The following is a 24,927-nucleotide window of genomic DNA, read 5'->3' as shown; positions in this document are numbered from 1 at the left end:
GGTAATAATTAGGTACATATATATGAAGTTTTTAAAATCAAATCTTATTCTTTCTACCATGATGTCTGCTGCTGCTTTAGTTGCGACAGCGACACATGCAAATACTAATCCTCTTGAAGCTGCATATAAAAGTACCAATGTTAAAGCAGGATTGGTCAATGTATGTAAAGATCAAACTGCTAAAGGCGGTAAACTTACAGCAGCAGAAGTAAGCAAGTTCTGTGGCTGTCAGATTGATGCTCAAGGAAAAGTAACCGAAGCGCAAAAATGGGAAATTCAAAGTGCAATTAATGCCAAGAAAAGCCCAAGTTCTTTAGCTTTTGTACAACAGCAAAATAAAGAATTGCAAAACTGCTTAGGTGCGCCACTTGTAAGCAAGTTAGAAAAGCTCACTGAAGAAGCAATGAAAGCTGCTCAACAACAAGCGCCGAAAAAATAAGCTCTTATTGTTAGAAGAAAGCCTGCATTTTATGCAGGCTTTTTTATAGCTCTGCTAAAATCCACTTATCTTTAAATAAGTTGAATGACATCATGCAGGATCAGTGGAAAACCAATACCCATAACAGCCAATGCATTGTCTCATTTAGTGGTGGCAAAGATAGCTCACTGGCGTTGTACCATGCGATGCAAACAGGCACGGTGACTGGATTAATCGTTATGTTAGAAGAACAAGGACAACGTTCTCGCTCGCATGCTATGCCCCTTGATGTGATTCAAGCCCAAGCCGATGCGATTGGTTTGCCAGTTTTCATGGCATCTTCAAGTTGGACTGACTATGAAAACAAATTTATAGAACTGCTCAATCAAGCCAAGCAACAAGGTGCTGAAGTGCTTGTTACAGGCGATTTAGATATGCCTCAACATGGTTGCTGGCATGATCGTGTAACACAGCAAGTCGGTCTAAAACTCGGCATGCCTCTTTGGTTACGCCCGCACAAAGAGGTGGTTGAAGAATTTATCTGCCTTGGCTTCCGCAGTATCATCGTCACTGTAAATCTCAAACTCGGTATGCAGATTGAAGATTTGGGGCAAATCTTAACCTTAGAATATATCCAAGCATTAGAAAATAGAGGTATCGATCCTTGCGGCGAAGGTGGTGAGTTTCATACGACTGTGATTGATGGTCCAATTTTTAACAAAGCTATTCCTGTACGTCAGGGCAATATTGTTTATCATGAGGAATATGCTTTTTTACCACTCGAATTAGATCAAATAGATTGAAGGATGAAAAATGTCTGAGAATATCCAACTACCGAATCACACATTCCCAACAACGCAAGGTGAAATTAATTTAGCTGAACTCGCAAATGGATGGTTGGTTTTATATTTCTATCCAAAAGATTCAACACCGGGCTGTACCACTCAAGCAGTCGGCTTCTCTTGCTTGAAAGATCAGTTTGATGCGTTGAATTGTCAAATTATCGGAGTATCACGTGACTCTGTAAAAGCACATCAGAATTTTACAGAGAAACAAGCACTCACGATTAACCTAATTAGCGATAAAGAAGAAGTGCTGTGCAAACACTTTGATGTGATCAAAGAAAAGAACATGTATGGCAAACAAGTTATGGGCATCGAGCGCTCAACGTTTATTTTCCATAATCAGCAATTGGTAAAAAGCTACCGAAAAGTCAAAGCTGCTGGACATGCGGAACAAGTGCTTGAGGATTTAAAAGCACTACAAGCTGCTCAATAAATTTGATAGCGTTATCATAAAGTGAGTCTGCGGCTCACTTTATTTTTTAAAGAGAATTATGCAATATCGTGCGCTTAGCTTATGATCAAAACATGACAATAATTATAGTAAGGGCTGACCAATGAATCATCTAAAATCATTTATTCAAGCACCTGTTTTTATTCTGCTCACTGCATGTAGTGCCAGTTCATCCAGTATTCCTCAAACGACCGCAGCATCCATCCCACAAACTCAAAAATCAAGCACCGAAATCAGTTGTCAAGATTTATCAAATCCAGCCTTTCAACAAGCAATGCTGAATGCGATCAATGAAATTCGAAAACAGCCCCGCCAATGTGGACAACAACATTTCCCTGCCGCTGCACCTTTAGTTTGGAATAATCCGTTATATCAAAATGCCTTTGCTCACAGCAAAGATATGACGAATCATAATTTCTTAGGGCACGTCAGTAGCACAGGACTCGATCTAAAAGCGCGGTTAAAACAATCTCAATTCAAAGGTCGTGGTGGTGGCGAAAATGTAGCGCGTGGTCATCAGAATCTGAATGACGTTACCCAAAAATGGCTAACCAGCCCAGTACACTGTAGCAATATCATGCACCCCAAATTTACGGATTACGCAATCGCTTGCGCCTCTGACCAAGCAAAGCAACCAAGCAATTACTGGACCCAACAATTTGGTGTTCGCTAAAAGGAATAATCATGCAAACTGGTTCAATCACCCCTATTCTTCGTATCTTTAATATCGAAGTCGCCCAATCTTTTTACATGGATTATCTCGGGTTTAACATCGATTGGCAGCACACTTTCGGAGATAACTTCCCTGTTTATTTACAGATTTCTAAAGGTGATTGCATTATTCACTTATCCGAACATTTTGGTGATGCAAGTCCACACAGTGCTATCCGTATTTACTGGGAAAATATAAGTTTGCTACATGCGGAACTAGATGCAAAAGACTATAAGTTTGCCAAACCACAAATTGAAAAAACGGATTGGGAAACACTTGAACTGAGCATCACAGACCCATTTTCTAATCGTCTAATTTTTTGGGAAGATGCTTAGCATTTCAACCTATTCAATCACTTGATAATCGAACACTTTGGTTATAATTTTCCAAACACCTTTGTCACAGATAAAGGTTAAGACATCATAAAAATATTTCGGTTCAATCGCACATTCAACATGAGCGATTGCTGTTTTTGCACTGATGATATTGATCGAAATGATCTTATCCTGCCTCAACTGTTGTTTTGAAGCAGGTGAAATCCGCTGTTCAACGATTGGGAAATACTCATCTAACGTCAGTTTCAGTAAGGGCTGATCCGTAACACAAATATATACGGCATCTGGATGAAAGACCTGATTGAGTAAAGCCACATCGCTGCGATATAGACCATCAAAATACCTTTGCAACTGCAATCGTATTGCTGCTATGTCAGCGTGGTCTTGCTCACTTGGCTTAGACATTTAGTTATTCCTCTAGATCTATCACATCTAAGTTACTGCGATCACCAGCTAAAAACTTCTGTTGTAATGCAGCATAAATGGTTGTTTTTTGGAATTTTTCTAAAAATTGAATCGTTCCTTTTGGGAAAGCTTGAGTTTTAATTTCACCTCGATAGTAAGCTTCACGCATCGGCGTTGCTGACATCGAAGCTTTAAGACTCTCTAACTCAACCATAGTCCACTCAGGAAACAGTTGCAAATAATAAGATGACTCATCCTTAAAATGACCGATTAATCCAACTTTTTCATTTAAGCCAACCACTTGAGCAACCAAATCCTTGACTTGTTTGACCCATTTTTCATCATTATAAACATCAATCACATGTACAAAATGGATGCGTTGCTTATCTTCATCACAAAAATTAGACAATATCATGGCCTCCCTTTCACTGGCGAGAAAAGGATTTTTAATATTTCGTTCTGCTTGCGCTGAGCCTAAAGCAAGAACCACATGCTGACTTTGTCGCAGCGCAATTTCAATGGTCAACATATGTGCCAAATGAAATGGCTGAAAGCGTCCAATAAAAACAAGATAGTCAAATTTGTACATAAATAGAAATTCACTTTTTATGAACTCATCAGTTACACCAAATTGCAGTAAGATGCGACATAATGAACACTTAAAAATTAACAAGACGGTTTAAAGCAAGGATAGTACGATGACACTTAGCTGTATTCAACAACCTCATCCACATTTGCAAGCAAATTTAGAAGATGGCGTACTCACCTTAGCCATTAACCGCGCAGAAGCTAAAAATGCGCTTTATGGTGAGCTTTATCTTTGTATTGCACAAGCATTTGATGAAGCAGATACGGATAAAAATGTTCGTGTAGTCATTTTCCGTGGTGCAGAACAAGACTTTACTGCGGGTAATGATATGAAAGACTTCATGGGCTTTATTCAAAAGCCACATGAAGGAAAAGCTGGTGATCAACCACCGTTTGTATTATTAAAAGCAGCTGCTCGTTTTTCTAAACCACTAATTATCGCTGTAAAAGGTGTAGCAATTGGTATTGGCGTTACGATTTTACTCCATGCTGATCTCGTATTTGCTGACAACACTGCCCTATTCCAAATTCCATTTGTGAGCCTCGGTTTGTCTCCTGAAGGTGCAGCAAGTCGTTTACTGGTCAAGCAAGCAGGCTATCAAAAAGCTGCTGAGCTATTATTTACAGCGAAGAAGTTTGATGCGGCTACCGCGATAAAAGCAAACCTTGTGAATGATGTGGTTGAAGATGTATATGCAACTGCTCAACAAACAGCACAACATCTAGCTGCTCTACCATTGGCTTCAATCAAACAAACAAAAGCACTCATGAAAAAAGACCTCGCTGAAATCATCGCATGTGTCGATGAAGAAGCAGAAATCTTTATGCAGCGTGTACGCTCACCTGAAATGATGGAAGCAGTTCAAGCCTTTATGCAAAAGCGTAAGCCTGATTTTTCTCAGTTTAATTAAGTACAGTTGCACAAAGAACAACCTAAATAGATGTTTATAAAATGTATCATCAGGGAAATTTGTAAGATTTTCACCTCGATATCTTTTTGAGCATCTGTTAAAGTTTAAATTAAGAAGCTAAACCATGATTGTCTCGGACATGAAGTGGAAATTAGCTTCTTTTTTTTATCTTTGACGTGCGCTGTTGACCGCTGGTACGGCTGCATGTGACATAAACGGTTACTCTAAAAATATCTTTGTTGACAGGTCTAAGCGTGGACTTAACAGAGACTATTATTTTCATCATCAAAGGATGTTTTATGTTTGTACTTGAACCACAACATGTACATATGAATCAATCTGCTAAGGATAAGGCAGAAGCACTCGAATGTTTAGCCAATATTTTGGTTCAAGATCAATTAGTCAAATCAGATTATTTATCTGGATTACATGCACGTGAAGCCCAAAGTGCAACCTATTTGGGTCAAGGGATCGCGATCCCTCATGGCACCCCCCAATCCCGTGAATTTATTTTAGAAACAGGGATTCGCTTGGCACATTTTCCTGAAGGTGTGGTTTGGGATGGTGAAAACACAGTTTATTTGGCAGTTGTCATTGCCGCAAAGTCTGATGAGCATTTACAAGTTTTACAAATTCTGACTCGTGCACTTTCTCAAGAGGTTTCAGATCAAGTCCAACACGCCAAAAGTGCAGCGCAAATTATTGAGATTTTACAGGCTCAACCTGAAACACTGGTTTTGCATGAAAATTTGATCGAAACTCAAATTCAAGCGACTGATATTGACGATTTCTTATGGTCAGCAAATAAATTACTCAAACAACAAAAATTAGTTGAAGCAGGTTTCATTAGCCAACTTGATCCCAAAAATCTCATCCAAATCCAAGATACGCTTTGGTCTATTTCAGCGAAAAATTATGTTTCACAATCTGCGGTCAGTATCGTCAAAGCTGATCAAACCATCGATTTTAAAAACGGACAAATTCAAACCTTGATTTGTATTGCCCAGCACGAACAATTAGATTACCAACAATTACAACGTTTACTCGATTTATTATTCCAACCACAAATCCAGCAACAACTCAGTGATCAGCATCATCGCCAAGACATTGCCAAACTGGTTGGCGCAGAAACGATCCCAGATTGGCCATCACAACGTATTGTGTTGGCAAATGCGCATGGACTACATGCCCGCCCTGCAACTCAACTGGTAAATATTACCAAAACTTATCAAGGTGAAATTAGAGTTGCTGTGGATGATGGACAATTCATCTCTGCAAAAAGCTTAACCAAACTACTCGCAATGGGTTGCAAATATGGGCAAACACTTACTTTCATTGCTGAACCGGATACAGATGCTGTAGAAGGCCTTTCGAAAATTATCCAAGCTGTTCAACAAGGTTTAGGTGAAGAGGTCGAAGCAATTGAACATAAAATTAACACTCAACAGACCAATACTCTTGAGTTTGAAGAAGAGATTACAGCACCAACAACAGGTATTCCTGCATCCACAGGACTCGCTTTTGGTCCAGCTCATGTAATCAAACCGAAACATTTCCAATATGAACGTTTTGGAAATAATGTAAAAGCAGAAAAGGAAAAACTAGAAATTGCACTACATAGTGTAAAAAACACACTCCATCAACTCATAGCCAAAACTGAAGCCAATGAAATCAAACAAATCTTTATGGCACATTTGGAAATGCTGGATGACCCTGATCTCATTCAGCAAGTTCACCAAGCACTGAATCAGAACCTAACTGCCCCAACTGCATGGTACGAATATATTGAAAAAGCCGCGCAAGCCCAAGCTGCTTTACCTGATCGATTACTCGCTGAACGTGCTGCAGATTTGCGTGATATTGGAGACAAAGTCTTAGCAGTTTTATGTGATGAAGTGGCGGTTCAAGAACCTGAACAACCTTATATTTTAATCATGCATGATGTTGGGCCAAGTGATGTCGCTCGTCTGAATAAAGACCGTGTCGCAGGCATTCTGACTGCTGTGGGTGGTGCAAGTGCACATAGTGCGATTGTTGCTCGTGCTTTAGGTATTCCTGCTGTTGTAGGTGCAAGTAAAGCGGTATTAGATATTGCTCCACATACAACGGTGTTGATTAATGGAGATACAGGTGCATTTGAAATCAATCCATCTCAAGCACAGATTGACGATGCTATCCAAGAACGTGAGTTACAACATCAACGTCGTCATGAAGCTGAGCAACATTGTCACGAGCCAGCTATTACCTTAGATCAGCATCGAGTCGAAGTGGCAGCTAATCTTGGTAAAATTTTAGATACTGAAAAAGCGGTGAACTACGGTGCAGAAGCAATTGGTTTATTACGCACTGAGTTAGTCTTTATGGCGCATCGCCAAGCACCTGACGAAGACGTACAAGAAAAAGAGTACCGCCATGTATTAGATACCTTGGCTGGTCGACCTTTGGTAGTCCGTACTTTAGATGTCGGTGGTGATAAACCGTTACCTTACTTACCGATAGATGCTGAGGAAAACCCCTTCTTGGGTGTGCGTGGTATCCGTTTAACCTTACGTAAACCACAATTATTACGTCAACAATTAATGGCATTGGTTCGTGCTGCGGATGATCGCCCTTTAAGAATCATGTTTCCAATGGTCGGACGTATTGAAGAATGGCGCGCTGCTAAAGCAATTTTAGATGAGGTTTTGCTTAAGCATCCCTGCCCGAACCTCGAAGTCGGCATTATGATTGAAGTTCCATCAGCAGCCTTAATCGCACCCTTGCTTGCAAAAGAAGTCGATTTTTTCAGTATCGGCACAAATGACTTAACCCAATACACGTTAGCGATCGATCGCGGACATCCTATTTTATCTGCCGAAGCTGATGGACTACACCCAAGTATTTTAATGTTAATTGATCAAACTGTACGTGCAGCTCACGCACAGCAAAAATGGGTCGGTGTCTGTGGCGAACTTGCCGCAGATCCCAAAGCTGTGCCCGTTTTACTGGGTTTGGGTGTAAACGAACTCAGTATGTCAGCATCCAGTATTCCGCTAGTGAAAGCACAAATTCGTCAGCTTAATTTTGCTGATTGCCAACAGCTTGCCCAACACGCACTCAAATGTGAAAGTGCACCTGCCGTTCGATCATTCGTGGAGCAAACACATGGCTAAAATTTTAACCATTACCCTCAACCCTGCGATTGATGCCACCATCGAACTTGAACAGTTACGTATCGGCGAAGTCAATCGTCAGCAGAACATTCAATATCATGCCGCAGGTAAAGGACTTAATGTTGCCCAAGTGCTACATGATTTAGGACATGAATTGATTGTGTCTGGTTTTTTAGGCACTAAAAATCAAATGCTCTTTAAGCAGCATTTTCAAGCGATGCAGTTTGACGACCAATTTATCTATATTGAGGGTGAAACTCGCCAAAACATCAAAATTGCTGAACAGTCTGGACGAATGACCGATATTAATGGTCAAGGCTTTCAAGTGTCTACCGAAGATAAACAAGCATTGTTCAAACGCATTCAACAATGTAGCGACTCAGTAGATTATGTAGTGATTGCGGGTAGCCTACCATTGGGCTTTGGCGTGGATGATTTAAAACAACTCATGCAAATCCTACACATACCAAACAAACCTGTTGCTGTAGACACGAGTGGAAAAGCTTTAACGGCTGCGATCGCCATGAATCCGTGGATGATCAAACCCAACACCGATGAATTACAAGAAAGTTTTGGGGTGTCTGTTGAAAGTCTTGAAGATCAACAACACTTATTCAAATCACTCAATTCTCAAATTGAACATATCGTCATTTCAATGGGTGAACATGGCGTACATTGGCTTCATCAAAACAAAGCTTATGCTGCACAACCACCTAAAGTACATGTGAAAAGTACTGTAGGTGCTGGAGATTCCCTTTTGGCTGGCATGATTCATGGACTAGCGAACCAGTTATCGACAGACGATATCCTAGCAACAGCAACGGCAATTGCCAGTCATGCCGTAACTCAGGTGGGCTTTCGTGTTCCAACCCCTGAACTTTTAGCTGATTTAAAACAACACACAACGATCAAAACCTTGAGTGAATCTGATGCAAACCCTTAACTCTCTCTTATTGGTCATCAATCATCCTCAAAATCCTGTTGATGCATTGATTCTGACAAAAAAATTGGCGCAGCTTGCGAAACAACAAGGTTTTGAAAGTCATACCATTTCAGTAAAAGATCAAATTCCTGACATTGAATTTAATAAAGTTATTTTTATTGGCCAGACACCGACTCAACTTGACCCATTTAAAGCCTATCCAGTCGTCACTATTTCACTGGAACAAGCGAACCAAGATATTCAACAGGCCTTTCAATACGCTTTAGCGCATGCACAGCCAATTGATCAACTCAAAGCTGAAACCCAACTGAACAGCACACAGCAAGCTCAACGTTTTGTTGCGATTACCGCTTGCCCAACGGGTGTTGCTCATACGTTTATGGCTGCCGAAGCATTACAACAAGGTGCAAATAAACTTGGCTATCAGATTGATGTTGAAACACAAGGCTCTGTAGGTGCAAAAAACATCCTCACTGATGAAGCGATTGCCGCAGCTGACATTGTTATTCTAGCCACTGATATTGAAGTGAATACCGATCGTTTTGTGGGTAAACGTGTCTATCGTTGCAGTACAGGTTTTGCGCTTAAACAAACAGATAAAACATTTTCCGAAGCAATCAGTGAAGCAACCGTTCTTGAATCATCCAAACAAAGTAAACAAACGGCAGAAAATAAAAGCCAAGAAAAAACTGGCGTTTATAAACACCTACTGACTGGTGTGTCTTTCATGCTGCCTATGGTCGTGGCAGGTGGTCTTTTAATTGCGCTATCACTTTGTTTCGGTCTTAATGCAGCGGAAGAAACAGGAAGCCTAGCTTATATACTAAAACAAATCGGTGCAGCAGCATTTACCTTAATGGTACCAATGCTGTCGGGTTATATTGCCTATTCAATCGCTGACCGACCTGGTTTAGCGCCCGGCTTGATTGGTGGATTAATTGCCACACAACTTGATGCTGGTTTTCTTGGTGGTATCGTTTCAGGTTTCCTCGCAGGTTACATTGCCCTTTTTCTCGCCAAGAAAATTAAATTGCCAACCAGTTTAGAGTCATTAAAACCTATTCTGATCATTCCGCTTTTAGGCACACTATCAGTAGGTCTGATTATGTACTATGTAGTTGGACAGCCAGTCGCACATATCTTTGAAATGATGAAAGATTTCCTTAACAATATGGGTACAACCAATGCTGTTTTGATGGGCATCGTACTCGCATCAATGATGTGTATTGATTTGGGCGGTCCAATTAATAAAGCAGCTTATGCCTTCACAGTAGGGCTACTCACCACAAATACCTATATGCCAATGGCGGCGACCATGGCTGGCGGTATGGTTCCCGCCATTGGTATGGCGATTGCAACTTTGTTAGCAAAAAATAAATTCAATCAAAGTGAACGTGATGCTGGCAAAGCTGCCTTTGTACTAGGTCTATGTTTTATTTCGGAAGGTGCAATTCCCTTTGCAGCTAAAGATCCAATGCGTGTGATTCCAGCTTGTATTTTAGGTGGTGCTGTTACGGGTGCATTGGTCGCCTTATTCCACTGTGAATTGGTTACACCACATGGCGGCGTATTTGTTTTACTTATTCCAAATGCGATTAATCATGCGTGGCTGTACCTCGCTGCAATTACAGCGGGTAGCTGTATTACAGGAATCAGTTATGCATTACTCAAACGTCCAGAACCAAAACTAGAAACTGCAACGGCTTAATCTTCATATCATTTTTAATTTTAAAAGCAAGTTATTCCCCTTGAGTAACTTGCTTCTTTATTTAGACTTTTTTGATTCTAAAAAAATTTACTGATTCAATATTTTTATAAAAAAGTAACTTGTTCACTTCATCAGTTGGTTTTTGTCGGAATGTCCCAATAGAAGAATAAATATTTAGGAAAATATCGAACTCATGACAACCCAAAAAACATCTTCCGAAAAAAAACGCTATTACGAACCTGCGCCACAAGACATTGATGTTGCCAACTTCCGCAAAGTCGTTGAAAGCCGCCGTTCAGTACGTAAATTTACCGATAAACCGATTCCAAGCGAAATTTTAGATGAATGTTTGGATTTGGCATTGCTTGCGCCAAACTCATCGAATTTACAACCTTGGACGTTTTACGTTGTGCAAAATCCAGCCAAGAAAAAACAACTGGTCAAAGCATGTTTAAACCAACTTGCGGCCAAAACAGCACCTGAATTGATCGTATGTGTTGCTCGTACGGATCGCGTTGATGAAATGGCAAAACTGAATATCACGGAGTTCCCTTTCCCTGAAGCACCACCTGCTGTACAAAAGTATTATCGTTTTATTCCATATAACTATAAAACAGGTTACTTCAATGCATTGGGTAATTTTAAGAAAGTTGCATTTAAGGTTGCCCGCACACTCGATAAACAACTTCCTGTGACTGCATTTAACCCTGCCGATGCAAAACTATGGGCGACTAAAACGACCGCTTTAGCATGTGAAAATTTTGTATTGGCATTACGTGCCTATGGTTTTGATAGTTGTATGATGGAAGGTTTTGATGAACCTTTAGTACGTAAAATTCTGAAATTAAATGATCAGCAACATCCTGTGATGGTGATTGGTGCAGGTGAACGTGCCAAAGATGGCGTATTCTTCCCTCAATATCGTTTTGATCGTGACCTATTTATTCAAAAAGTATAGGGTCTGTTGACATTTCACAGATGCTTGCGACAGAGGACATTTTTTAGACGGTACAAGGCATGTTTTGCGAAACTTAGTCATTCTAAGTAAGCAAAACATAACGCAGAAGCGGCAAAAAATGTCCCTGTCCCGTAGGGTTATGGCTAAAACCTCCCTAAACTGTGTTATGAAACTTGACAAGGGGATCACCATTGCCTGCATTTCATGCCTTGTTTATGTCGTTTTAGCCGATAACGCAATGCATGGCTGAAATGTCAGCAGACCCTAATTATTCAATATCTAATATTTGGATAAACTCAAAGGCAGGCTCTTCATAAGGATGGCTTGCCTTTAATGCTTTGGCGACAGCACTGGCTTTTTCTTCTGGGACAATCGTTTCAACACGCCATTCTTCGAGTTGCTCTAATTCATCTAACTGCCCTAAAAATGGATTTGCACCTTTAACGGGCTTAAACTGCCCGATGCCTTTCACTTGCCATGCGCAGTGTTCATAATTCCCTATCCCACCTGCACCAACTGAAAATATGGCTTGTTTAGTTGATTCAAGATGTGATTCAGGTACGTAGTAGATGAGTTTTAGCATATGTTTAGCAGCTTTGATCTTTACGAATTTAGCTAGATCATAGTCTTAAAAATAAAGAAAAATCAAAGTGAAATATTCATCACAAGATAACTCACAAAGATAAATAAAATTTGGATGACGACGGTTAAGCCAAACCAAAACCAACCTTTGTCTTTGCTATAGATGATTCTTATGTGATTTTCGTTTTTCATCATATTGTTCTCCGATTTTTATGATCATTATTGAGAAAGCAAAAATTGAACCAATTGAAACTAAAATGAGATTTATGTATTTCGTATCCTAAGACTGTAGTTTTTTATAAATTAAGTAAAGTTCTTTATAAGCTTCTAGAGCTAAATAAATATCTCTTTTAATGTCTTCAAATTTTGGTCCTCCACTTTGATATCTATCAATAATATCTTGAACCATTTCATCTTTTAGTTTTATGTATAGATCTTGAGGCTTCCATAAATCATCTAAACAGTATTGTTCGCTTTTCTTTTCTGACTCATGAATGAAATGTAACTTATTATATTGAGATGTTATTAATACACTTAAAGCGTTTTTAAGATCATCACTCAAAGCTTCTACGCATTCAAATTTAACAATAACATCATAAGTATTAAGAAAATCTTTGACTCTTTCTTCCACTTTTGATCCATTTCCCCACCCACCACTAAGTTTTAATACTTGAACCAACATCAATCTAAAAGTATCAGCCCGTGCCTGCTTTAACTCATCAATAGTTTTAAGTGCTTCACCTCTTAATTCTTTTAATTTAACAGCATTCCCAGCTATTGAAAACTCTTGTATTTCAGAGGAAAAATAAACAACGAAACCTATGAGTACCCCACCCAAAATAAGAACTACTGACTCAGTACCATTTAATTTTCCATTGTATAGAAAGAAAATACCTAATCCTGTGATAAAAATACCAATTATTATTGATAAAAAAATTCGCATCTAATTCTTTCCTTTATTTTCATATTCATCATTTATTTTTAATCTTTAAAAAAAGAATGCCACTCTAAAGTGGCATTCCTAGCAATCAATCTTTTATATCAACCAATAAATTTACGGGCATTGCGGAACATACGCAACCAAGCACCATCTTCAGCCCAATCTTCAGGCTTCCAAGAATGCTGTAAAGCACGGAAGTTACGTTCTGGATGCGGCATCATCACTGTCGCACGACCATCTTTAGAGGTTAAGCCTGTAATTGCTTCAGGTGAACCATTCGGGTTCAACGGATAGTGCTGAGTTGGATTACCCAAGCTATCCACATAACGTAACACCACTTGGTTCTCAGCATTTAAAGCTGCAAGTTGTTGTTCAGTTGCAACTAAACGACCTTCACCATGCGCAACCGCAATCGGTAAAATTGAACCTTGCATATCTTCAAGCAAGATAGATACCGATTTCTCTACACGAACATTGACTGCACGCGCTTCAAATACCTCTGACATGTTGCGATGGAAACGTCCCCAATGCTCTGCACCCGGAATCAATGGCGCAAGTTGAGAGATCATTTGACAGCCGTTACACACACCTAAGCTGAAGGTATCTTCACGATGGAAGAATTGTTCAAACTGATCACGTAGTTTCGCGTTGAACAATACTGATTTAGCCCATCCACCACCAGCACCCATCACGTCACCGTATGAGAAACCGCCACACGCCACTAAGCCTTCAAAATCGCTTAAGCTCACACGACCAGCAAGTAAGTCACTCATATGCACGTCGATGGTATTGAAACCGACTTTATCAAAAGCAGCTGCCATTTCAACATGACCGTTGACACCTTGCTCACGCAAGATCGCCATACTTGGACGACGTGTATTGATAAATGGCGCTTCTACAGGCTCATTTAAGTCATAGGTTGCTTGCGCAATTAAACCTTTGTGGTTTTGATCTGCAATTAAGGCAAACTCTTGATCAGCAGTTTCAACGTTATCACGTAAACGTTGGATCTGATGAGATACTTCAGCCCAAGCTTGTTGTAATTCAGCACGTTCTAAAATTAAACCATTGATAACCAATTGATCAGTTGTGTTCACGTGACCAACAACAGCGATGGCATCTTTCAAACTTGACGCTGCAACTTCAACTTCTAACTGCGCCCAATCAGCAGCAGTAATTTGAAGTACTGCACCAATTTCTTCAGCAAATAAGCTTTCAGTCGATTGATTTTCTAGAGCAACACCTAAGCGTGAAGCAAACATCATTTCAGCAACAGTCGCTAATAAACCACCATCACCGATGTCATGGTAAGCCTTGATCAAACCACGATTGTTCCAATCTTGAATCAATGCAAAGAATGCTTTGAAGTCATCAAAACTATCGACATCAGGGGTAACAGAACCGATTGCTTTATAAACCTGAGCAAGGATCGAACCACCTAGGCGGAACTGACCTTTAGATAAATCAATACGAACCAATACTGAATCAGCGATATTTTTTAATTCAGGTGTTAGTGTTTTACGTACATCTAAAACTGGTGCAAATGCAGTGATCACGCCTGTCATTGGAGAAGTTACAGCTTTGTCTTCACCATCATTCCAAGTAGTACGCATTGAAAGTGAGTCTTTACCGACTGGAATGGCGATGCCCAATGCAGGACACATTTCCATACCAATCGCTTTCACACCTTCAAACAATGCTTGGTCTTCACCTTTTTGACCAGCTGCAGCCATCCAGTTTGCAGAAAGTTTGATATCACTGATTTGTTCGATGTTGGCACATGCAATATTGGTAATCGCTTCCGCAACTGCTAAACGAGCAGATGCAGCAGGGTTTAACAATGCAACTGGTGGACGTTCACCCATTGCCATTGCTTCACCTGTGAAGCCTTGTAAGCTCGTTGTGGTTACTGCTGCATCTGCAACAGGAACTTGCCAACGACCGACCATTTGGTCACGTGCAACCATACCTGTGATCGAACGGTCGCCAATGGTGATCAAGAACGATTTAGAAGCAACCGTTGGATTTTTCAATACGCGGAAGATCGCATCTTTCAAATCAACTTTTGATGCATCAAAGTCAGTGCCTGTACGTTCAATGGTTTCATACGCACGTTGCATACGTGGCGTACCACCCAACATCACTTGCATCGGGATATCGACTGCATTGTTTTCAAACAATGGATCTTCAACTGTTAAATGACGTGCTTCAGTCGCTTCACCCAATACAGCAAACGGACAACGCTCACGTGCACAGATTGATTCAAATTGTGCTAAAGACTCAGGGCGAATCGCAAGGACATAACGCTCTTGCGCTTCATTTGACCAAATTTCCATTGGGCTCATGCCCGGCTCTAATGATGGAATCTTACGAAGATTGAGCACCGCACCTAACTCGTGATCGTTCACAAGTTCAGGCATCGCATTTGATAAACCACCCGCACCGACATCATGTACAGAAACGATTGGGTTGAAGTCTTCTAAACGCCAGCACGTATCGATCACTTCTTGGCAACGGCGTTCCATTTCTGGGTTTTCACGTTGTACTGAAGCGAAATCAAGGCTCTCACCCATCGTACCACTGTCTACAGAAGATGCAGCACCACCACCGAGACCGATCAACATTGCTTGGCCACCCAATACAATGAGTAAGTCACCCGGTTGAATCGCATCTTTTTCCACATGGTCAGGACGAATATTACCGTAACCACCTGCGATCATGATTGGTTTATGGAAGCCTTTTACTTCACCATTTACATTCTGTTCGAAAGTACGGAAATAACCATTCAGCGCAGGACGACCAAATTCATTGTTAAATGCCGCGCCGCCTAATGGACCTTCAATCATAATTTGTAATGGCGATGCCATACGTGAAGGTTTGCCGTAGTTCTCTTCCCAAGGCTGTTCAAAGCCCGGAATATTTAAGTTAGAAACCGTAAAGCCTGTTAAACCTGCTTTAGGTTTACCACCACGACCTGTCGCACCTTCATCACGGATTTCACCACCCGAACCAGTTGCAGCACCAGCGAATGGAGAAATTGCGGTCGGATGGTTGTGCGTTTCAACCTTCATTAAGATGTGAGCTGCTTGGCTCTTATATTTATATACGAAGTGACCATTTTCATCCGCTTTTGGGTAAAAACGCATGGTGTCATAACCGACGATCACAGAAGCATTATCTTTATAAGCTGATAACACATCGTTTGGAGATTCTTTATAGGTGTTCTTAATCATTTGGAACAATGATAATGGTTGTTTCTCACCATCAATTGTCCATTCAGAACCAAAGATTTTATGACGACAATGTTCAGAGTTTGCCTGTGCAAACATCATCAATTCGATGTCATTTGGATTACGGTCCAACTTAGAAAATGCTGCGACTAAGTAATCAATTTCTTCATCAGAGAGCGCAAAACCAAATTCATTATTGGCTTTAACTAGTGCATCTTTGCCTTGACCCAAAATATCAATCGAGTTCAACGGTTTTGGTGCAGTTTCAGAAAACAGTGCAGTTGCATCTTCAATTTGAGCAAAAACATTTTCTGTCATGCGGTCATGTAATGCCAATTTCACTTCGTTCGAAATCTCTTTCACCCCTTTTAAGGTAAATAAAAGACCACGCTCTAAACGATGAATCGGCGTATTACAGTTTTGGAAAATATCGGTTGCTTTAGATGACCACGGCGAAATTGTGCCAACACGTGGTGTCACTAAAATCTGGATTTCATCACTTGCAGCTTGGCGAAGTTCAAAAGATTGACCATCGTTTAATAGTTGTAATGCCGATTGATACTGCTGCTCGTTGAGCGCTTGATCAAACAAATAAACCCACTGGCTGTCAAAAGATTGAACAGAACTCATTGACGTTAAACGGTTTAAGAGTTGAGCTTTCTTAAAAGAAGAATGTGCTGATGCACCGGCCACGATAAACATGTTGACTTTGGCTCCACGGGCAGATCGAACAGACCTACCGCAATGTGACTTATGAAAGAGCGCATATTCTACTGTGAAAGGCTCTTTTCAGCTAGCCATATCCATCTTAAAAACTAGAGTTTTCTGCTGTAAATTAGCGAATTCCTTTTAGCCTTATGACTGTGACTGTATTCGTAACAATTCTTTTAGTTTGTAAAACAATCAATATCACTTATTTTTACTGCATCTTTTTTAATAATTTCTAGTTTAGATAAGCGTTTATCACAATAAATTATATTTCTATTCATCTCGACATTTATGATGCAGACTGATCTAAGACAACTTATGTCGCTCCACCCTAGTGCTTTGATATTTTTTTTGGCATGATGATCGTGAATTGATAGTGAATCATGATACATGGAACAAATGCGTTGGTTGGAATTGCTTTCTGCAATTCGTTTAGGTAGTAAAAAAAGCAGTTCAGAATTGGCTCGAAGTCCATTTCATAAAGATTATGACAGAATTATATTTTCCCAAAGCTTTCGTCAACTGAATAGAAAAACACAGGTTCATCCGCTTACCCAACATGATGGTATCCATACTCGTTTAACCCATTCGCTGGAAGTGTCTTGTATCGGACGCTCTTTAGGCATGCTCGCTGCGGAAAAGATTAAAGATGAATTACCCGTTTGGATTTCACCGGCGGATGTCGGTGCAATTATTCAAGCAGCCTGTCTCGCCCATGATATTGGCAACCCACCTTTTGGGCATGCGGGCGAATATGCCATTCGAGAATGGTTTGATGATGCATCACATCGAGACTTTCTTACAAAATTGACTCCAGAAGAAGCTGCCGATGTGCGTCAATTCGAAGGTAATGCTCAAGGTCTTCGCTTATTGAGTCGTATTGATTATCATCCTGACGATGGTGGTATGCGTCTGACTTGCGCCACTTTAGGGGCTTATCTTAAATATCCGTGGTTATCCAAAACCATTGAAGCACAAGGTGATATCCCATCTCACCAAAGAGCAAAGTTTGGTTGTTATCAATCAGAAAAAGAGATCTTAAAACAGCTTGCTGAACAACTAGGATTAATCCAACTCGGTGAATATCATTATTGTCGCCATCCATTGACCTATTTATTAGAAGCCGCAGATGATATTTGCTATGCGCTGATTGATTTAGAAGATGGCATTATTTTAAACATGTTGGACTATGATGAAGTCGAACCCATATTTCTGAATTTAATCGCCGACTTTGGTCGTCCCGAAGAGTTGTATTTACCCCACACCACATGGCAACAAAAAATCGCAGCTTTACGTGGACGTGTCATGAAACGTCTCGTCGAAGAAGTCAGTTCAGCATTTGCCAAGCATCATTATGAAATCTTGACAGGTCAGCTCAAAGGTAGCCTTTTACAATACTGCTCACCTGATATTGAAGCAGGCATTCAAACTGCAAAAAATCTTGCCCGAGATCGGATCTTTGAACATCCACAAAAATCAGGTTTGGAAATTATTGCACATCAAAGCTTACAAACGATTTTAGATGCTTTTGTTCCATTGACCATGCCACATAAGAGCTTAAGTTTTAAAGAACAGCGTTTGCTTTCAATTTTGCAGCACTCTGGGGCAAATTTCCAAAGCAATCATTATCAAAATATTATGCAGGTCTTGGATATTATTAGTAAGTTCTCTGACCACCAAGCCTATAGTTTGGCACAAGAGCTGAAAGGCAATAAAATAGGTTTCTTTTAGTGATGTAAGATCGAGCTTTTAGATTATGAAATATAGCGAATCAGTAGAAAATAGAGTTTTGACTGTAAGTATGTTTCTATCTGATTCAGAATATTTACTATGGCGGAAAGAACTTGATGGTAAAGAATGTAGTAAAGTGTATTTCGAGTTTAATAACCAAAGTAATGGTGGCTACAATCACATAGCTGAAATTTCACTTATGCGTGATGGTATCCATTTAGTAAAATCGGATTATACGCTAGAGCACTTTTATTTTGATATTAGTTTTAAAGATTACAACAAGCTTGTTCGTGCTTTAATTCAAATATATAGCCATAACCCAGAAGTTATTGATGTCATTGATGAGTAAATAATGCTGTTCAAGCACACAATACCAGATTATTTAGATTAAGTAAGAAACCTTTTTTGCTTTTACCCTACAAACTCAATCATTTATAAAATAGTGAAATATACCTCATGATCGGATGTTTAATTGGCGAAGTGTTTGCCTTAGAAGCCCCAACTGTATTACTGAATGTAAATGGTGTCGGCTATGAAATAGATACTCCTCTTTCGACATTTTGCCAATTACAAAAAGGACAAAAAGTGACTTTATGGACGCATTTGGTGGTTCGTGAAGATGCACAACAACTCTATGGGTTTATTGATACCAATGAAAAAACCATTTTTCGCACCCTACTTAAAGTCAATGGCGTTGGCCCTAAAATGGCTTTAGGTATTCTTTCAACCTTGAGCGTGGATATGCTGATACATACCGTTGAAAATGGTGATGTCAAAACATTGGTGAAAGTCCCTGGTGTCGGCGCGAAAACCGCTGAACGCTTGATGATTGAACTACGTGATCGTTTCAAAGCATTTTCAACTCATACGACCTCGAATAACTCAGCATCAACTCAAATACAATTCACTGGAAACTCTGCTGTTGCTGAAGCTGAAGCTGCCTTACAATCATTAGGCTATAAACCACTTGAAGCTCAAAAACTGATTCAATCCGTTAAAGCCGAATTTACCGAAGCGAGTGATATCATCCGTGCTGCGCTTAAATCATTGAATAAATAAAGATAGACCAAATCAATTATGCAAGACCGTTTAATCAGTGGTTCTGAAAAACCTGAAGATCATTTTGATCGTGCCATTCGTCCAACCTCATTAGCCGACTATATTGGTCAGCCTGTAGTGCGTGAGCAAATGGAAATCTTTATTGGGGCTGCTCGTGGACGAGGTGAAGCCTTAGACCATACCTTGATTTTCGGTCCACCAGGATTGGGGAAAACGACACTCGCAAATATTATCGCACGTGAAATGGGGGGTAATTTAAAGTCAACCTCCGGGCCTGTATTGGAACGTGCAGGAGATTTGGCCGCGATGCTAACCAACCTTGAAGAAGGTGACGTTTTATTTATTGACGAAATTCATCGCCTATCTCCAGTGATTGAAGAAATTCTTTATCCAGCTATGGAAGACTACCAACTGGATATTATGATTGGTGAAGGCCCTGCTGCTCGCTCAATTAAATTAGACCTTCCCCCATTCACTTTGGTCGCTGCAACAACACGTGCTGGTCTACTCACCTCGCCTTTACGTGACCGCTTTGGTATTGTGCAACGTTTAGAATTTTATTCAGTCGCAGATCTCACTCACATTGTCACGCGCTCTGCCAACCTGATGGATGTGCCGATAACTAAAGAAGGTTCAACGGAAATTGCTCGTCGTGCGCGTGGCACACCACGTATTGCCAATCGCTTATTACGTCGTGTCCGTGACTACGCACAAGTCAAAGGCAATGGTGAAGTAACGCAAGACATGGCTCAACGCGCTTTGGATATGCTCAATGTCGATAAAGATGGTTTAGATACTTTAGATCGCCGTTATTTATCTATGCTTCTAGAACGTTTTGAAGGACGACCGACTGGTGTTGAGGCCTTAGCCGCAGCAATGGCAGAAGATAGTGGAACATTGGAAGATGTAATTGAGCCTTATTTAATCCAACAAGGTTATGTGATGCGAACCGCACGTGGTCGTATTGCAACCAATATGGCGTATTTACAGTTTGGTTTGACACCGCCTGAATAAGCTTTTATAGAATATAATATCGTATTAACACGATATTTATTCTATAAAAATATCAATTTTTTTTAAATAAAATTTCCTGTTATAATTTATCGTCTTAAAATCAAATTAGATATCTAAACTAACCAAAATTTAATATAAGGGTAAGAAATGACAAACAAATTATTAATTTCTACAATATGCTCAGGAGCACTGTTATTGACAGCATGTGGGGGTGGAGATAATAACCAACCATCATTCAATAGCAAAGAAAAATTAGACTTTTCAAAGAAAGAGAATATTGAGATTATTAATGAAACAGTAGTCTCTATTTCAAACGAATATGAAAATCCAATAATTGAAATTGGCACCATAGCACAAGAAATCCACAATCTAATTAGCAACCAAAATCCTGATCACCATACAGTTTCTTGCCAATCAGGCAGTGCAATATTAAACAATGATAGTAGTGTGACCTTAAACAACTGTAAAAACCTCACTGTTAACTCCAATAACGGATCATATCCTATTTTTGGGCGAGATGAAGTAGTCATTGCATCTGGTACTATTCAAGCTAAATTTAGCCAATCATCAAATTCAGAAAAAATTGATTTAACTTTAATTAATTTTAATATTGATTTTGCAGATGAGCTCCATACAGTTAATGGAAAACTGACTAAGACCTCCACTTCTATGAGCAATGATATTTATCGTGATTTATTCGAAGCTAATCAATTCACTTATAAGTCTCTAGATAAACTCGACAAAACCAACAACTATCAGTTTATTATAAATAATTACACGTTGACTTCTGATTACTCAATCTCTACAGGGGAAATAGATAGCAATGCGAAAGGTCAGTTAACCGGAGACGTTAAAGCAAAATTTTTCTCTGTCAACTTTAACTCCCATTTTGCATTTAACAACATTCAATATCTTGAAAAAATGGATCCAAGCCAAGCTAAATTAGATATCGAAGATATCAATAACAAACAAAATTCGATTGTTATTACTCGAACTACCAATGGTCAAGCGTTAATTAATGCTTATGCCAATAATCGCAGCGTTATGGGCTTCCCTCAAACAATCGACTGGATTGAATTCTATTAATTTCTGCTTAAACAAAAATGAAGCCCTTTCACAGGGCTTTATTTTTCCCCTCTGTCACCAATATGTTATTTATTACTATTTCCATCGCTATCTCGAAACCCTATCATTCCACCATCGCCCGAAACATACTGAAATAGGTTAAAGGACATGGCAAATCATTTCGAATTCAATATCCGTGTATATATCGAAGACACTGACGCAGGCGGTATTGTTTACCATGCCAATCATATCCGTTTTATGGAGCGCGCCCGTACTGAATGGCTACGTGCAGCAGGCGTAGATCACTACTGGCATCAACAAGACTACAACTTCGTGGTACATCAAATTCAGGTCAAATATGTACGTCCTATATTAATGGATGATTTGATTACCGTTACAGCACGTGTTATTTCGTGTAAAGCGGCATCTTTTGTGTTGCAACAAAATATTTATCGTGGTGAAATCTTGCTGGCTTCAGGTGAGGTTGTGTTGGCATGTCTCAACAAAGAGTTAATGCCACGTAGACTTCCTGACGAAATTCGTGATCTGATTCAAAAAGAATTAGCACAGGACGAAAAATAAACTTTTGGCACTGAACTTATGGCAACTAATTTAGACTCTTCAATGCATATTTCCGACCTTATTTTACAAGCAAGCCCTGTTGTACAACTGGTCATGCTGATCTTGTTATTTGCTTCTATTTATAGCTGGTATGTGATTGCGAAACTACATATGAGCTATAAAAAAACAGGACAAGCCGATGAACATTTTCAAAAAATGTTTTGGTCAGGTGCCGAGTTAAATACGCTTTACAATAATGCTCAACTCAACTCAAAACGTCATGGTTTGGAAGATATTTTTTATCAAGGTTTAGCTGAGTTTTTTAAACTAAAAAAACGCAAAGCCGACACCACACAAACCATTGATGGAACCGAACGTATTCTTCGTGTCGGTTTAAGTCGTGAACAAGGTCACTTAGAACAAAGTTTAGGTGTACTTGCAAGTATCGGTTCTGTTGCCCCATATATTGGTTTATTTGGTACTGTTTGGGGCATCATGAATGCTTTTATTGGTCTAGCCGCAGTCGATCAAGTAACGTTGGCAACTGTTGCACCAGGTATTGCAGAAGCACTCATTGCGACAGCGATTGGTTTATTTGCTGCGATCCCTGCTGTACTGGCATTTAACCACTTTACTGCTAAAGGTGAAGCAATTTATACAGATCGTGCTTTATTTGCAGAAGAAATGGTTGCCCTGTTACAACGCCAATCTGTTGGAACGACTCAGGAAGATGCATAATGGCGATTCAACGATCTGGACGTTTTGAGCGCATCAAAAAACCACTTAAAAGTGATATGAATGTCGTTCCTTATATTGATGTCATGCTCGTGCTGTTGGTTATTTTTATGGTCACAGCACCCATGATCACTAGTGGCATTAAAGTTGACTTGCCTCAAGCAAACACACCTCCTATCGAATCCAAAGATATGCCTGCAATGGTCACACTGGGAGAAAATGGCAATATATATTTGCAATTTCAAGATCATAAAGATGATCAACCAGTATCTTTAGCAGAGCTAGAGCAAGTTTTGAGCGCTGCTCAAACAAAAGCTGAGCAAGAAAATAAAATGCTTACCGTCTTAGTCAGTGGTCATAAAACACGTCCTTATGGGGATGTCATTGAACTCATGGCAAGTTTACAAGATGCAGGTTTAACCCAAGTGGGCTTACTGACAGAGCCGTTAAAATAAGCTATGAAAAAATTTCAAAAGCCACCTTATCAACAAAAACAAAATGCGATTGCACTGGGTTTTACACTCGGTGTTCATGTCGTGGCTATTGTTGGCTTATTGTATTTGGGTATGAGCAAACCACTTGAGCAACCTAAAAAGTTGACGACTACTTTGGTAAAACCCGAAGATTTACCAAAACAAATAGACTCTGAAACAACAGCCGAGAACCAAGCTGAAGAAATTCAAGCGCCTATTGTCGACGATACATTGCCACAAAATTTACCTGCAACACCATCACAACCGACTGAACAACAGCTTGCTGCTGAAAAGCAAAAAGCTGAACAAGCACAACAAGAAAAATTAGCAGAGCAAAAACGTCAGGCTGATGAAGCAAGTAAAGCCAAACAAGTCGATGCAGACGCGAAACGCAAAGCTGATGCAGAAGCTCGGGCAAAAGCCGATGCAGATGCAAAACGCAGAGCTGACGCTGATGCTAAGGCAAAAGCTGACGCAGATGCAAAACGTAAGGCCGACGCTGACGCTAAGGCAAAAGCCGAGGCTGATGCAAAACGCAGAGCCGATGCAGACGCGAAACGCAAAGCTGATGCAGACGCTAAGGCAAAAGCCGACGCAGATGCAAAACGCAGAGCCGACGCTGAGGCCAAACGTAAGGCCGATGCAGACGCGAAACGCAAAGCTGATGCAGACGCTAAGGCAAAAGCCGACGCAGATGCGAAACGTAAGGCCGATGCAGACGCTAAGGCAAAAGCCGATGCTGATGCGAAACGTAAGGCCGATGCAGACGCTAAGGCAAAAGCCGATGCTGATGCTAAACGTAAAGCTGACGCAGATGCAAAACGCAGAGCCGATGCAGATGCGAAACGTAAAGCTGACGCAGATGCGAAACGCAAAGCTGACGCTGATGCTAAGGCAAAAGCCGATGCAGATGCGAAACGCAAAGCTGACGCTGATGCTAAGGCAAAAGCCGATGCAGATGCGAAACGTAAAGCTGATGCAGACGCTAAGGCGAAAGCTGACGCAGATGCGAAACGTAAGGCCGACGCAGATGCCAAGGCAAAAGCTGATGCAGACGCGAAAGCTGCTGCTGCAAAACAGGCTGAACAAGAAGCCGCACAGAAAAAAGCTGAATCTAGACGTATTGCTTCAACAGCTAAGCGAGATTTCACCAATAAAATTGAGCGTGCTTGGAACTTACCAACAGGGTCGTCAGGACAAAAAGCTACAGCTCGTGTAACACTCAGTGATAGTGGTGCCGTTTTATCTGTCATTGTTAATGCAAGTGACCCTGACGTAAAAGCAAGTGTAGAAGCCGCTGTACGAGCTGCTGCCCCCTACCCAATGCCTGAAGATCCTGACGCTCGTCGAGAAGCAAGAAGCTTTACTTCGAGTTTCACAGCGAAATAGTAATAAATAGTTAA

General features: G+C 40.3%; 24 protein-coding genes. 19 read left to right on the top strand and 5 right to left on the bottom strand.

The window, feature by feature from the left end; genetic code table 11:
• Window positions 1–22: 22 nt before the first annotated feature.
• The 5 genes from J2Y37_RS07795 (at window position 23) to J2Y37_RS07775 (ending at window position 2,761) form a co-directional block, all read left to right on the top strand.
• The gene (locus J2Y37_RS07795; protein ID WP_004668884.1) at window positions 23–439 is read left to right on the top strand and encodes a hypothetical protein; all 417 of its coding nucleotides are present in this window, start codon (window positions 23–25) and stop codon (window positions 437–439) included.
• A gap of 92 nt (window positions 440–531) precedes the next feature.
• Window positions 532–1,221 (top strand): diphthine--ammonia ligase, encoded by a 690-nt coding sequence (locus J2Y37_RS07790; RefSeq protein WP_349032460.1) that lies wholly within the window; start codon window positions 532–534, stop codon window positions 1,219–1,221.
• Between the two features lie 10 nt (window positions 1,222–1,231).
• A complete protein-coding gene (locus J2Y37_RS07785; RefSeq protein ID WP_005195834.1) occupies window positions 1,232–1,696 on the top strand; it encodes a peroxiredoxin in 465 nt (154 codons plus the stop codon).
• Between the two features lie 121 nt (window positions 1,697–1,817).
• A complete protein-coding gene (locus tag J2Y37_RS07780) occupies window positions 1,818–2,387 on the top strand; it encodes a CAP domain-containing protein (RefSeq protein WP_349032459.1) in 570 nt (189 codons plus the stop codon).
• Between the two features lie 11 nt (window positions 2,388–2,398).
• Complete coding sequence (locus tag J2Y37_RS07775) at window positions 2,399–2,761, top strand: glyoxalase superfamily protein (protein ID WP_241323057.1); 363 nt, start codon at window positions 2,399–2,401, stop codon at window positions 2,759–2,761.
• Window positions 2,762–2,770: 9 nt separating this feature from the next.
• Here the strand turns inward: J2Y37_RS07775 and J2Y37_RS07770 are convergent, their stop codons facing one another.
• On the bottom strand, window positions 2,771–3,166 hold the full coding sequence (locus J2Y37_RS07770) for a nuclear transport factor 2 family protein (RefSeq protein ID WP_349032458.1): 396 nt from the start codon (window positions 3,164–3,166) through the stop codon (window positions 2,771–2,773).
• Between the two features lie 4 nt (window positions 3,167–3,170).
• Entirely contained in the window at window positions 3,171–3,755 is a 585-nt protein-coding gene (locus tag J2Y37_RS07765; RefSeq protein WP_349032457.1) for a nicotinate-nicotinamide nucleotide adenylyltransferase, read from the bottom strand.
• A 109-nt stretch (window positions 3,756–3,864) separates the two neighbouring features.
• Here J2Y37_RS07765 and J2Y37_RS07760 point away from each other — a divergent pair, with 109 nt between their 5' ends.
• The 5 genes from J2Y37_RS07760 to J2Y37_RS07740 all read left to right on the top strand — a co-directional run bounded on the left by J2Y37_RS07760 (window position 3,865) and on the right by J2Y37_RS07740 (window position 11,426).
• Complete coding sequence (locus J2Y37_RS07760; RefSeq protein WP_349032456.1) at window positions 3,865–4,665, top strand: enoyl-CoA hydratase-related protein; 801 nt, start codon at window positions 3,865–3,867, stop codon at window positions 4,663–4,665.
• Window positions 4,666–4,964: 299 nt separating this feature from the next.
• Window positions 4,965–7,817 (top strand): phosphoenolpyruvate--protein phosphotransferase, encoded by a 2,853-nt coding sequence (gene ptsP, locus J2Y37_RS07755; RefSeq protein WP_349032455.1) that lies wholly within the window; start codon window positions 4,965–4,967, stop codon window positions 7,815–7,817.
• On the top strand, window positions 7,810–8,760 hold the full coding sequence (gene pfkB / locus J2Y37_RS07750; RefSeq protein ID WP_349032454.1) for a 1-phosphofructokinase: 951 nt from the start codon (window positions 7,810–7,812) through the stop codon (window positions 8,758–8,760). The genes ptsP and pfkB overlap by 8 nt, the downstream gene beginning before the upstream one ends.
• Window positions 8,747–10,468: a fructose-specific PTS transporter subunit EIIC gene (locus tag J2Y37_RS07745; protein WP_349032453.1), complete on the top strand. Its 1,722-nt coding sequence runs from the start codon at window positions 8,747–8,749 to the stop codon at window positions 10,466–10,468. The genes pfkB and J2Y37_RS07745 overlap by 14 nt, the downstream gene beginning before the upstream one ends.
• A gap of 193 nt (window positions 10,469–10,661) precedes the next feature.
• Window positions 10,662–11,426 (top strand): nitroreductase family protein, encoded by a 765-nt coding sequence (locus J2Y37_RS07740; protein WP_349032452.1) that lies wholly within the window; start codon window positions 10,662–10,664, stop codon window positions 11,424–11,426.
• A 268-nt stretch (window positions 11,427–11,694) separates the two neighbouring features.
• Here the strand turns inward: J2Y37_RS07740 and J2Y37_RS07735 are convergent, their stop codons facing one another.
• The 3 genes from J2Y37_RS07735 to purL form a co-directional block, all read right to left on the bottom strand.
• Window positions 11,695–12,009 carry a hypothetical protein gene (locus J2Y37_RS07735; protein ID WP_004668903.1) on the bottom strand — a complete coding sequence of 105 codons (315 nt, stop codon included), beginning with the start codon at window positions 12,007–12,009 and terminating at the stop codon, window positions 11,695–11,697.
• A gap of 279 nt (window positions 12,010–12,288) precedes the next feature.
• Window positions 12,289–12,951, bottom strand: a complete 663-nt coding sequence (locus J2Y37_RS07730) for a hypothetical protein (RefSeq protein WP_349032451.1) — start codon at window positions 12,949–12,951, stop codon at window positions 12,289–12,291.
• 98 nt (window positions 12,952–13,049) lie between these two features.
• A complete protein-coding gene (gene purL / locus J2Y37_RS07725) occupies window positions 13,050–16,880 on the bottom strand; it encodes a phosphoribosylformylglycinamidine synthase (RefSeq protein WP_349032450.1) in 3,831 nt (1,276 codons plus the stop codon).
• 396 nt (window positions 16,881–17,276) lie between these two features.
• On the opposite strand from purL, the gene J2Y37_RS07720 reads away from it, so the two are divergent.
• The 9 genes from J2Y37_RS07720 to tolA all read left to right on the top strand — a co-directional run bounded on the left by J2Y37_RS07720 (window position 17,277) and on the right by tolA (window position 24,913).
• Complete coding sequence (locus J2Y37_RS07720; RefSeq protein WP_004668910.1) at window positions 17,277–18,617, top strand: deoxyguanosinetriphosphate triphosphohydrolase; 1,341 nt, start codon at window positions 17,277–17,279, stop codon at window positions 18,615–18,617.
• Between the two features lie 25 nt (window positions 18,618–18,642).
• Window positions 18,643–18,966, top strand: a complete 324-nt coding sequence (locus J2Y37_RS07715; protein WP_349032449.1) for a hypothetical protein — start codon at window positions 18,643–18,645, stop codon at window positions 18,964–18,966.
• A gap of 107 nt (window positions 18,967–19,073) precedes the next feature.
• Window positions 19,074–19,676 (top strand): Holliday junction branch migration protein RuvA, encoded by a 603-nt coding sequence (gene ruvA / locus J2Y37_RS07710; protein ID WP_004668911.1) that lies wholly within the window; start codon window positions 19,074–19,076, stop codon window positions 19,674–19,676.
• A gap of 18 nt (window positions 19,677–19,694) precedes the next feature.
• Window positions 19,695–20,690, top strand: a complete 996-nt coding sequence (ruvB, locus tag J2Y37_RS07705) for a Holliday junction branch migration DNA helicase RuvB (RefSeq protein ID WP_004668912.1) — start codon at window positions 19,695–19,697, stop codon at window positions 20,688–20,690.
• A 147-nt stretch (window positions 20,691–20,837) separates the two neighbouring features.
• Complete coding sequence (locus J2Y37_RS07700; protein WP_349032448.1) at window positions 20,838–21,776, top strand: hypothetical protein; 939 nt, start codon at window positions 20,838–20,840, stop codon at window positions 21,774–21,776.
• 147 nt (window positions 21,777–21,923) lie between these two features.
• Complete coding sequence (gene ybgC / locus J2Y37_RS07695; RefSeq protein ID WP_004668915.1) at window positions 21,924–22,337, top strand: tol-pal system-associated acyl-CoA thioesterase; 414 nt, start codon at window positions 21,924–21,926, stop codon at window positions 22,335–22,337.
• 18 nt (window positions 22,338–22,355) lie between these two features.
• Window positions 22,356–23,054, top strand: coding sequence for a protein TolQ (gene tolQ / locus J2Y37_RS07690; protein WP_004668917.1), 699 nt, complete (start codon window positions 22,356–22,358; stop codon window positions 23,052–23,054).
• The gene (gene tolR / locus J2Y37_RS07685) at window positions 23,054–23,506 is read left to right on the top strand and encodes a protein TolR (protein WP_349032447.1); all 453 of its coding nucleotides are present in this window, start codon (window positions 23,054–23,056) and stop codon (window positions 23,504–23,506) included. The genes tolQ and tolR overlap by 1 nt, the downstream gene beginning before the upstream one ends.
• Before the next feature lie 3 nt (window positions 23,507–23,509).
• Window positions 23,510–24,913 carry a cell envelope integrity protein TolA gene (tolA, locus tag J2Y37_RS07680; RefSeq protein ID WP_349032446.1) on the top strand — a complete coding sequence of 468 codons (1,404 nt, stop codon included), beginning with the start codon at window positions 23,510–23,512 and terminating at the stop codon, window positions 24,911–24,913.
• The last annotated feature ends 14 nt before the right edge of the window (window positions 24,914–24,927 follow it).

The sequence above is a fragment of the Acinetobacter sp. 3657 genome, from assembly GCF_031456775.1.
Taxonomy (GTDB): Bacteria; Pseudomonadota; Gammaproteobacteria; order Pseudomonadales; family Moraxellaceae; genus Acinetobacter.
The sequence above is the reverse complement of the archived record's forward strand: the minus strand, read 5'-3'. Positions and strand labels throughout refer to the sequence as shown.

Bases quoted from the DNA above. Each gene is read 5' to 3' on its own strand.
- J2Y37_RS07795 (WP_004668884.1), top strand. From the start codon at position 23: ATGAAGTTTTTAAAATCAAATCTTATTCTTTCTACCATGATGTCTGCT.
- ruvA (WP_004668911.1), top strand. From the start codon at position 19,074: ATGATCGGATGTTTAATTGGCGAAGTGTTTGCCTTAGAAGCCCCAACT.
- J2Y37_RS07770 (WP_349032458.1), bottom strand. From the start codon at position 3,166: ATGTCTAAGCCAAGTGAGCAAGACCACGCTGACATAGCAGCAATACGA.
- tolR (WP_349032447.1), top strand. From the start codon at position 23,054: ATGGCGATTCAACGATCTGGACGTTTTGAGCGCATCAAAAAACCACTT.
- ybgC (WP_004668915.1), top strand. From the start codon at position 21,924: ATGGCAAATCATTTCGAATTCAATATCCGTGTATATATCGAAGACACT.
- ruvB (WP_004668912.1), top strand. From the start codon at position 19,695: ATGCAAGACCGTTTAATCAGTGGTTCTGAAAAACCTGAAGATCATTTT.
- J2Y37_RS07740 (WP_349032452.1), top strand. From the start codon at position 10,662: ATGACAACCCAAAAAACATCTTCCGAAAAAAAACGCTATTACGAACCT.
- J2Y37_RS07760 (WP_349032456.1), top strand. From the start codon at position 3,865: ATGACACTTAGCTGTATTCAACAACCTCATCCACATTTGCAAGCAAAT.
- J2Y37_RS07775 (WP_241323057.1), top strand. From the start codon at position 2,399: ATGCAAACTGGTTCAATCACCCCTATTCTTCGTATCTTTAATATCGAA.
- J2Y37_RS07720 (WP_004668910.1), top strand. From the start codon at position 17,277: ATGGAACAAATGCGTTGGTTGGAATTGCTTTCTGCAATTCGTTTAGGT.
- J2Y37_RS07785 (WP_005195834.1), top strand. From the start codon at position 1,232: ATGTCTGAGAATATCCAACTACCGAATCACACATTCCCAACAACGCAA.
- J2Y37_RS07780 (WP_349032459.1), top strand. From the start codon at position 1,818: ATGAATCATCTAAAATCATTTATTCAAGCACCTGTTTTTATTCTGCTC.
- purL (WP_349032450.1), bottom strand. From the start codon at position 16,880: ATGTTTATCGTGGCCGGTGCATCAGCACATTCTTCTTTTAAGAAAGCT.
- J2Y37_RS07790 (WP_349032460.1), top strand. From the start codon at position 532: ATGCAGGATCAGTGGAAAACCAATACCCATAACAGCCAATGCATTGTC.
- J2Y37_RS07715 (WP_349032449.1), top strand. From the start codon at position 18,643: ATGAAATATAGCGAATCAGTAGAAAATAGAGTTTTGACTGTAAGTATG.
- tolQ (WP_004668917.1), top strand. From the start codon at position 22,356: ATGGCAACTAATTTAGACTCTTCAATGCATATTTCCGACCTTATTTTA.
- J2Y37_RS07700 (WP_349032448.1), top strand. From the start codon at position 20,838: ATGACAAACAAATTATTAATTTCTACAATATGCTCAGGAGCACTGTTA.
- J2Y37_RS07730 (WP_349032451.1), bottom strand. From the start codon at position 12,951: ATGCGAATTTTTTTATCAATAATAATTGGTATTTTTATCACAGGATTA.
- tolA (WP_349032446.1), top strand. From the start codon at position 23,510: ATGAAAAAATTTCAAAAGCCACCTTATCAACAAAAACAAAATGCGATT.
- J2Y37_RS07745 (WP_349032453.1), top strand. From the start codon at position 8,747: ATGCAAACCCTTAACTCTCTCTTATTGGTCATCAATCATCCTCAAAAT.
- J2Y37_RS07735 (WP_004668903.1), bottom strand. From the start codon at position 12,009: ATGCTAAAACTCATCTACTACGTACCTGAATCACATCTTGAATCAACT.
- ptsP (WP_349032455.1), top strand. From the start codon at position 4,965: ATGTTTGTACTTGAACCACAACATGTACATATGAATCAATCTGCTAAG.
- pfkB (WP_349032454.1), top strand. From the start codon at position 7,810: ATGGCTAAAATTTTAACCATTACCCTCAACCCTGCGATTGATGCCACC.
- J2Y37_RS07765 (WP_349032457.1), bottom strand. From the start codon at position 3,755: ATGTACAAATTTGACTATCTTGTTTTTATTGGACGCTTTCAGCCATTT.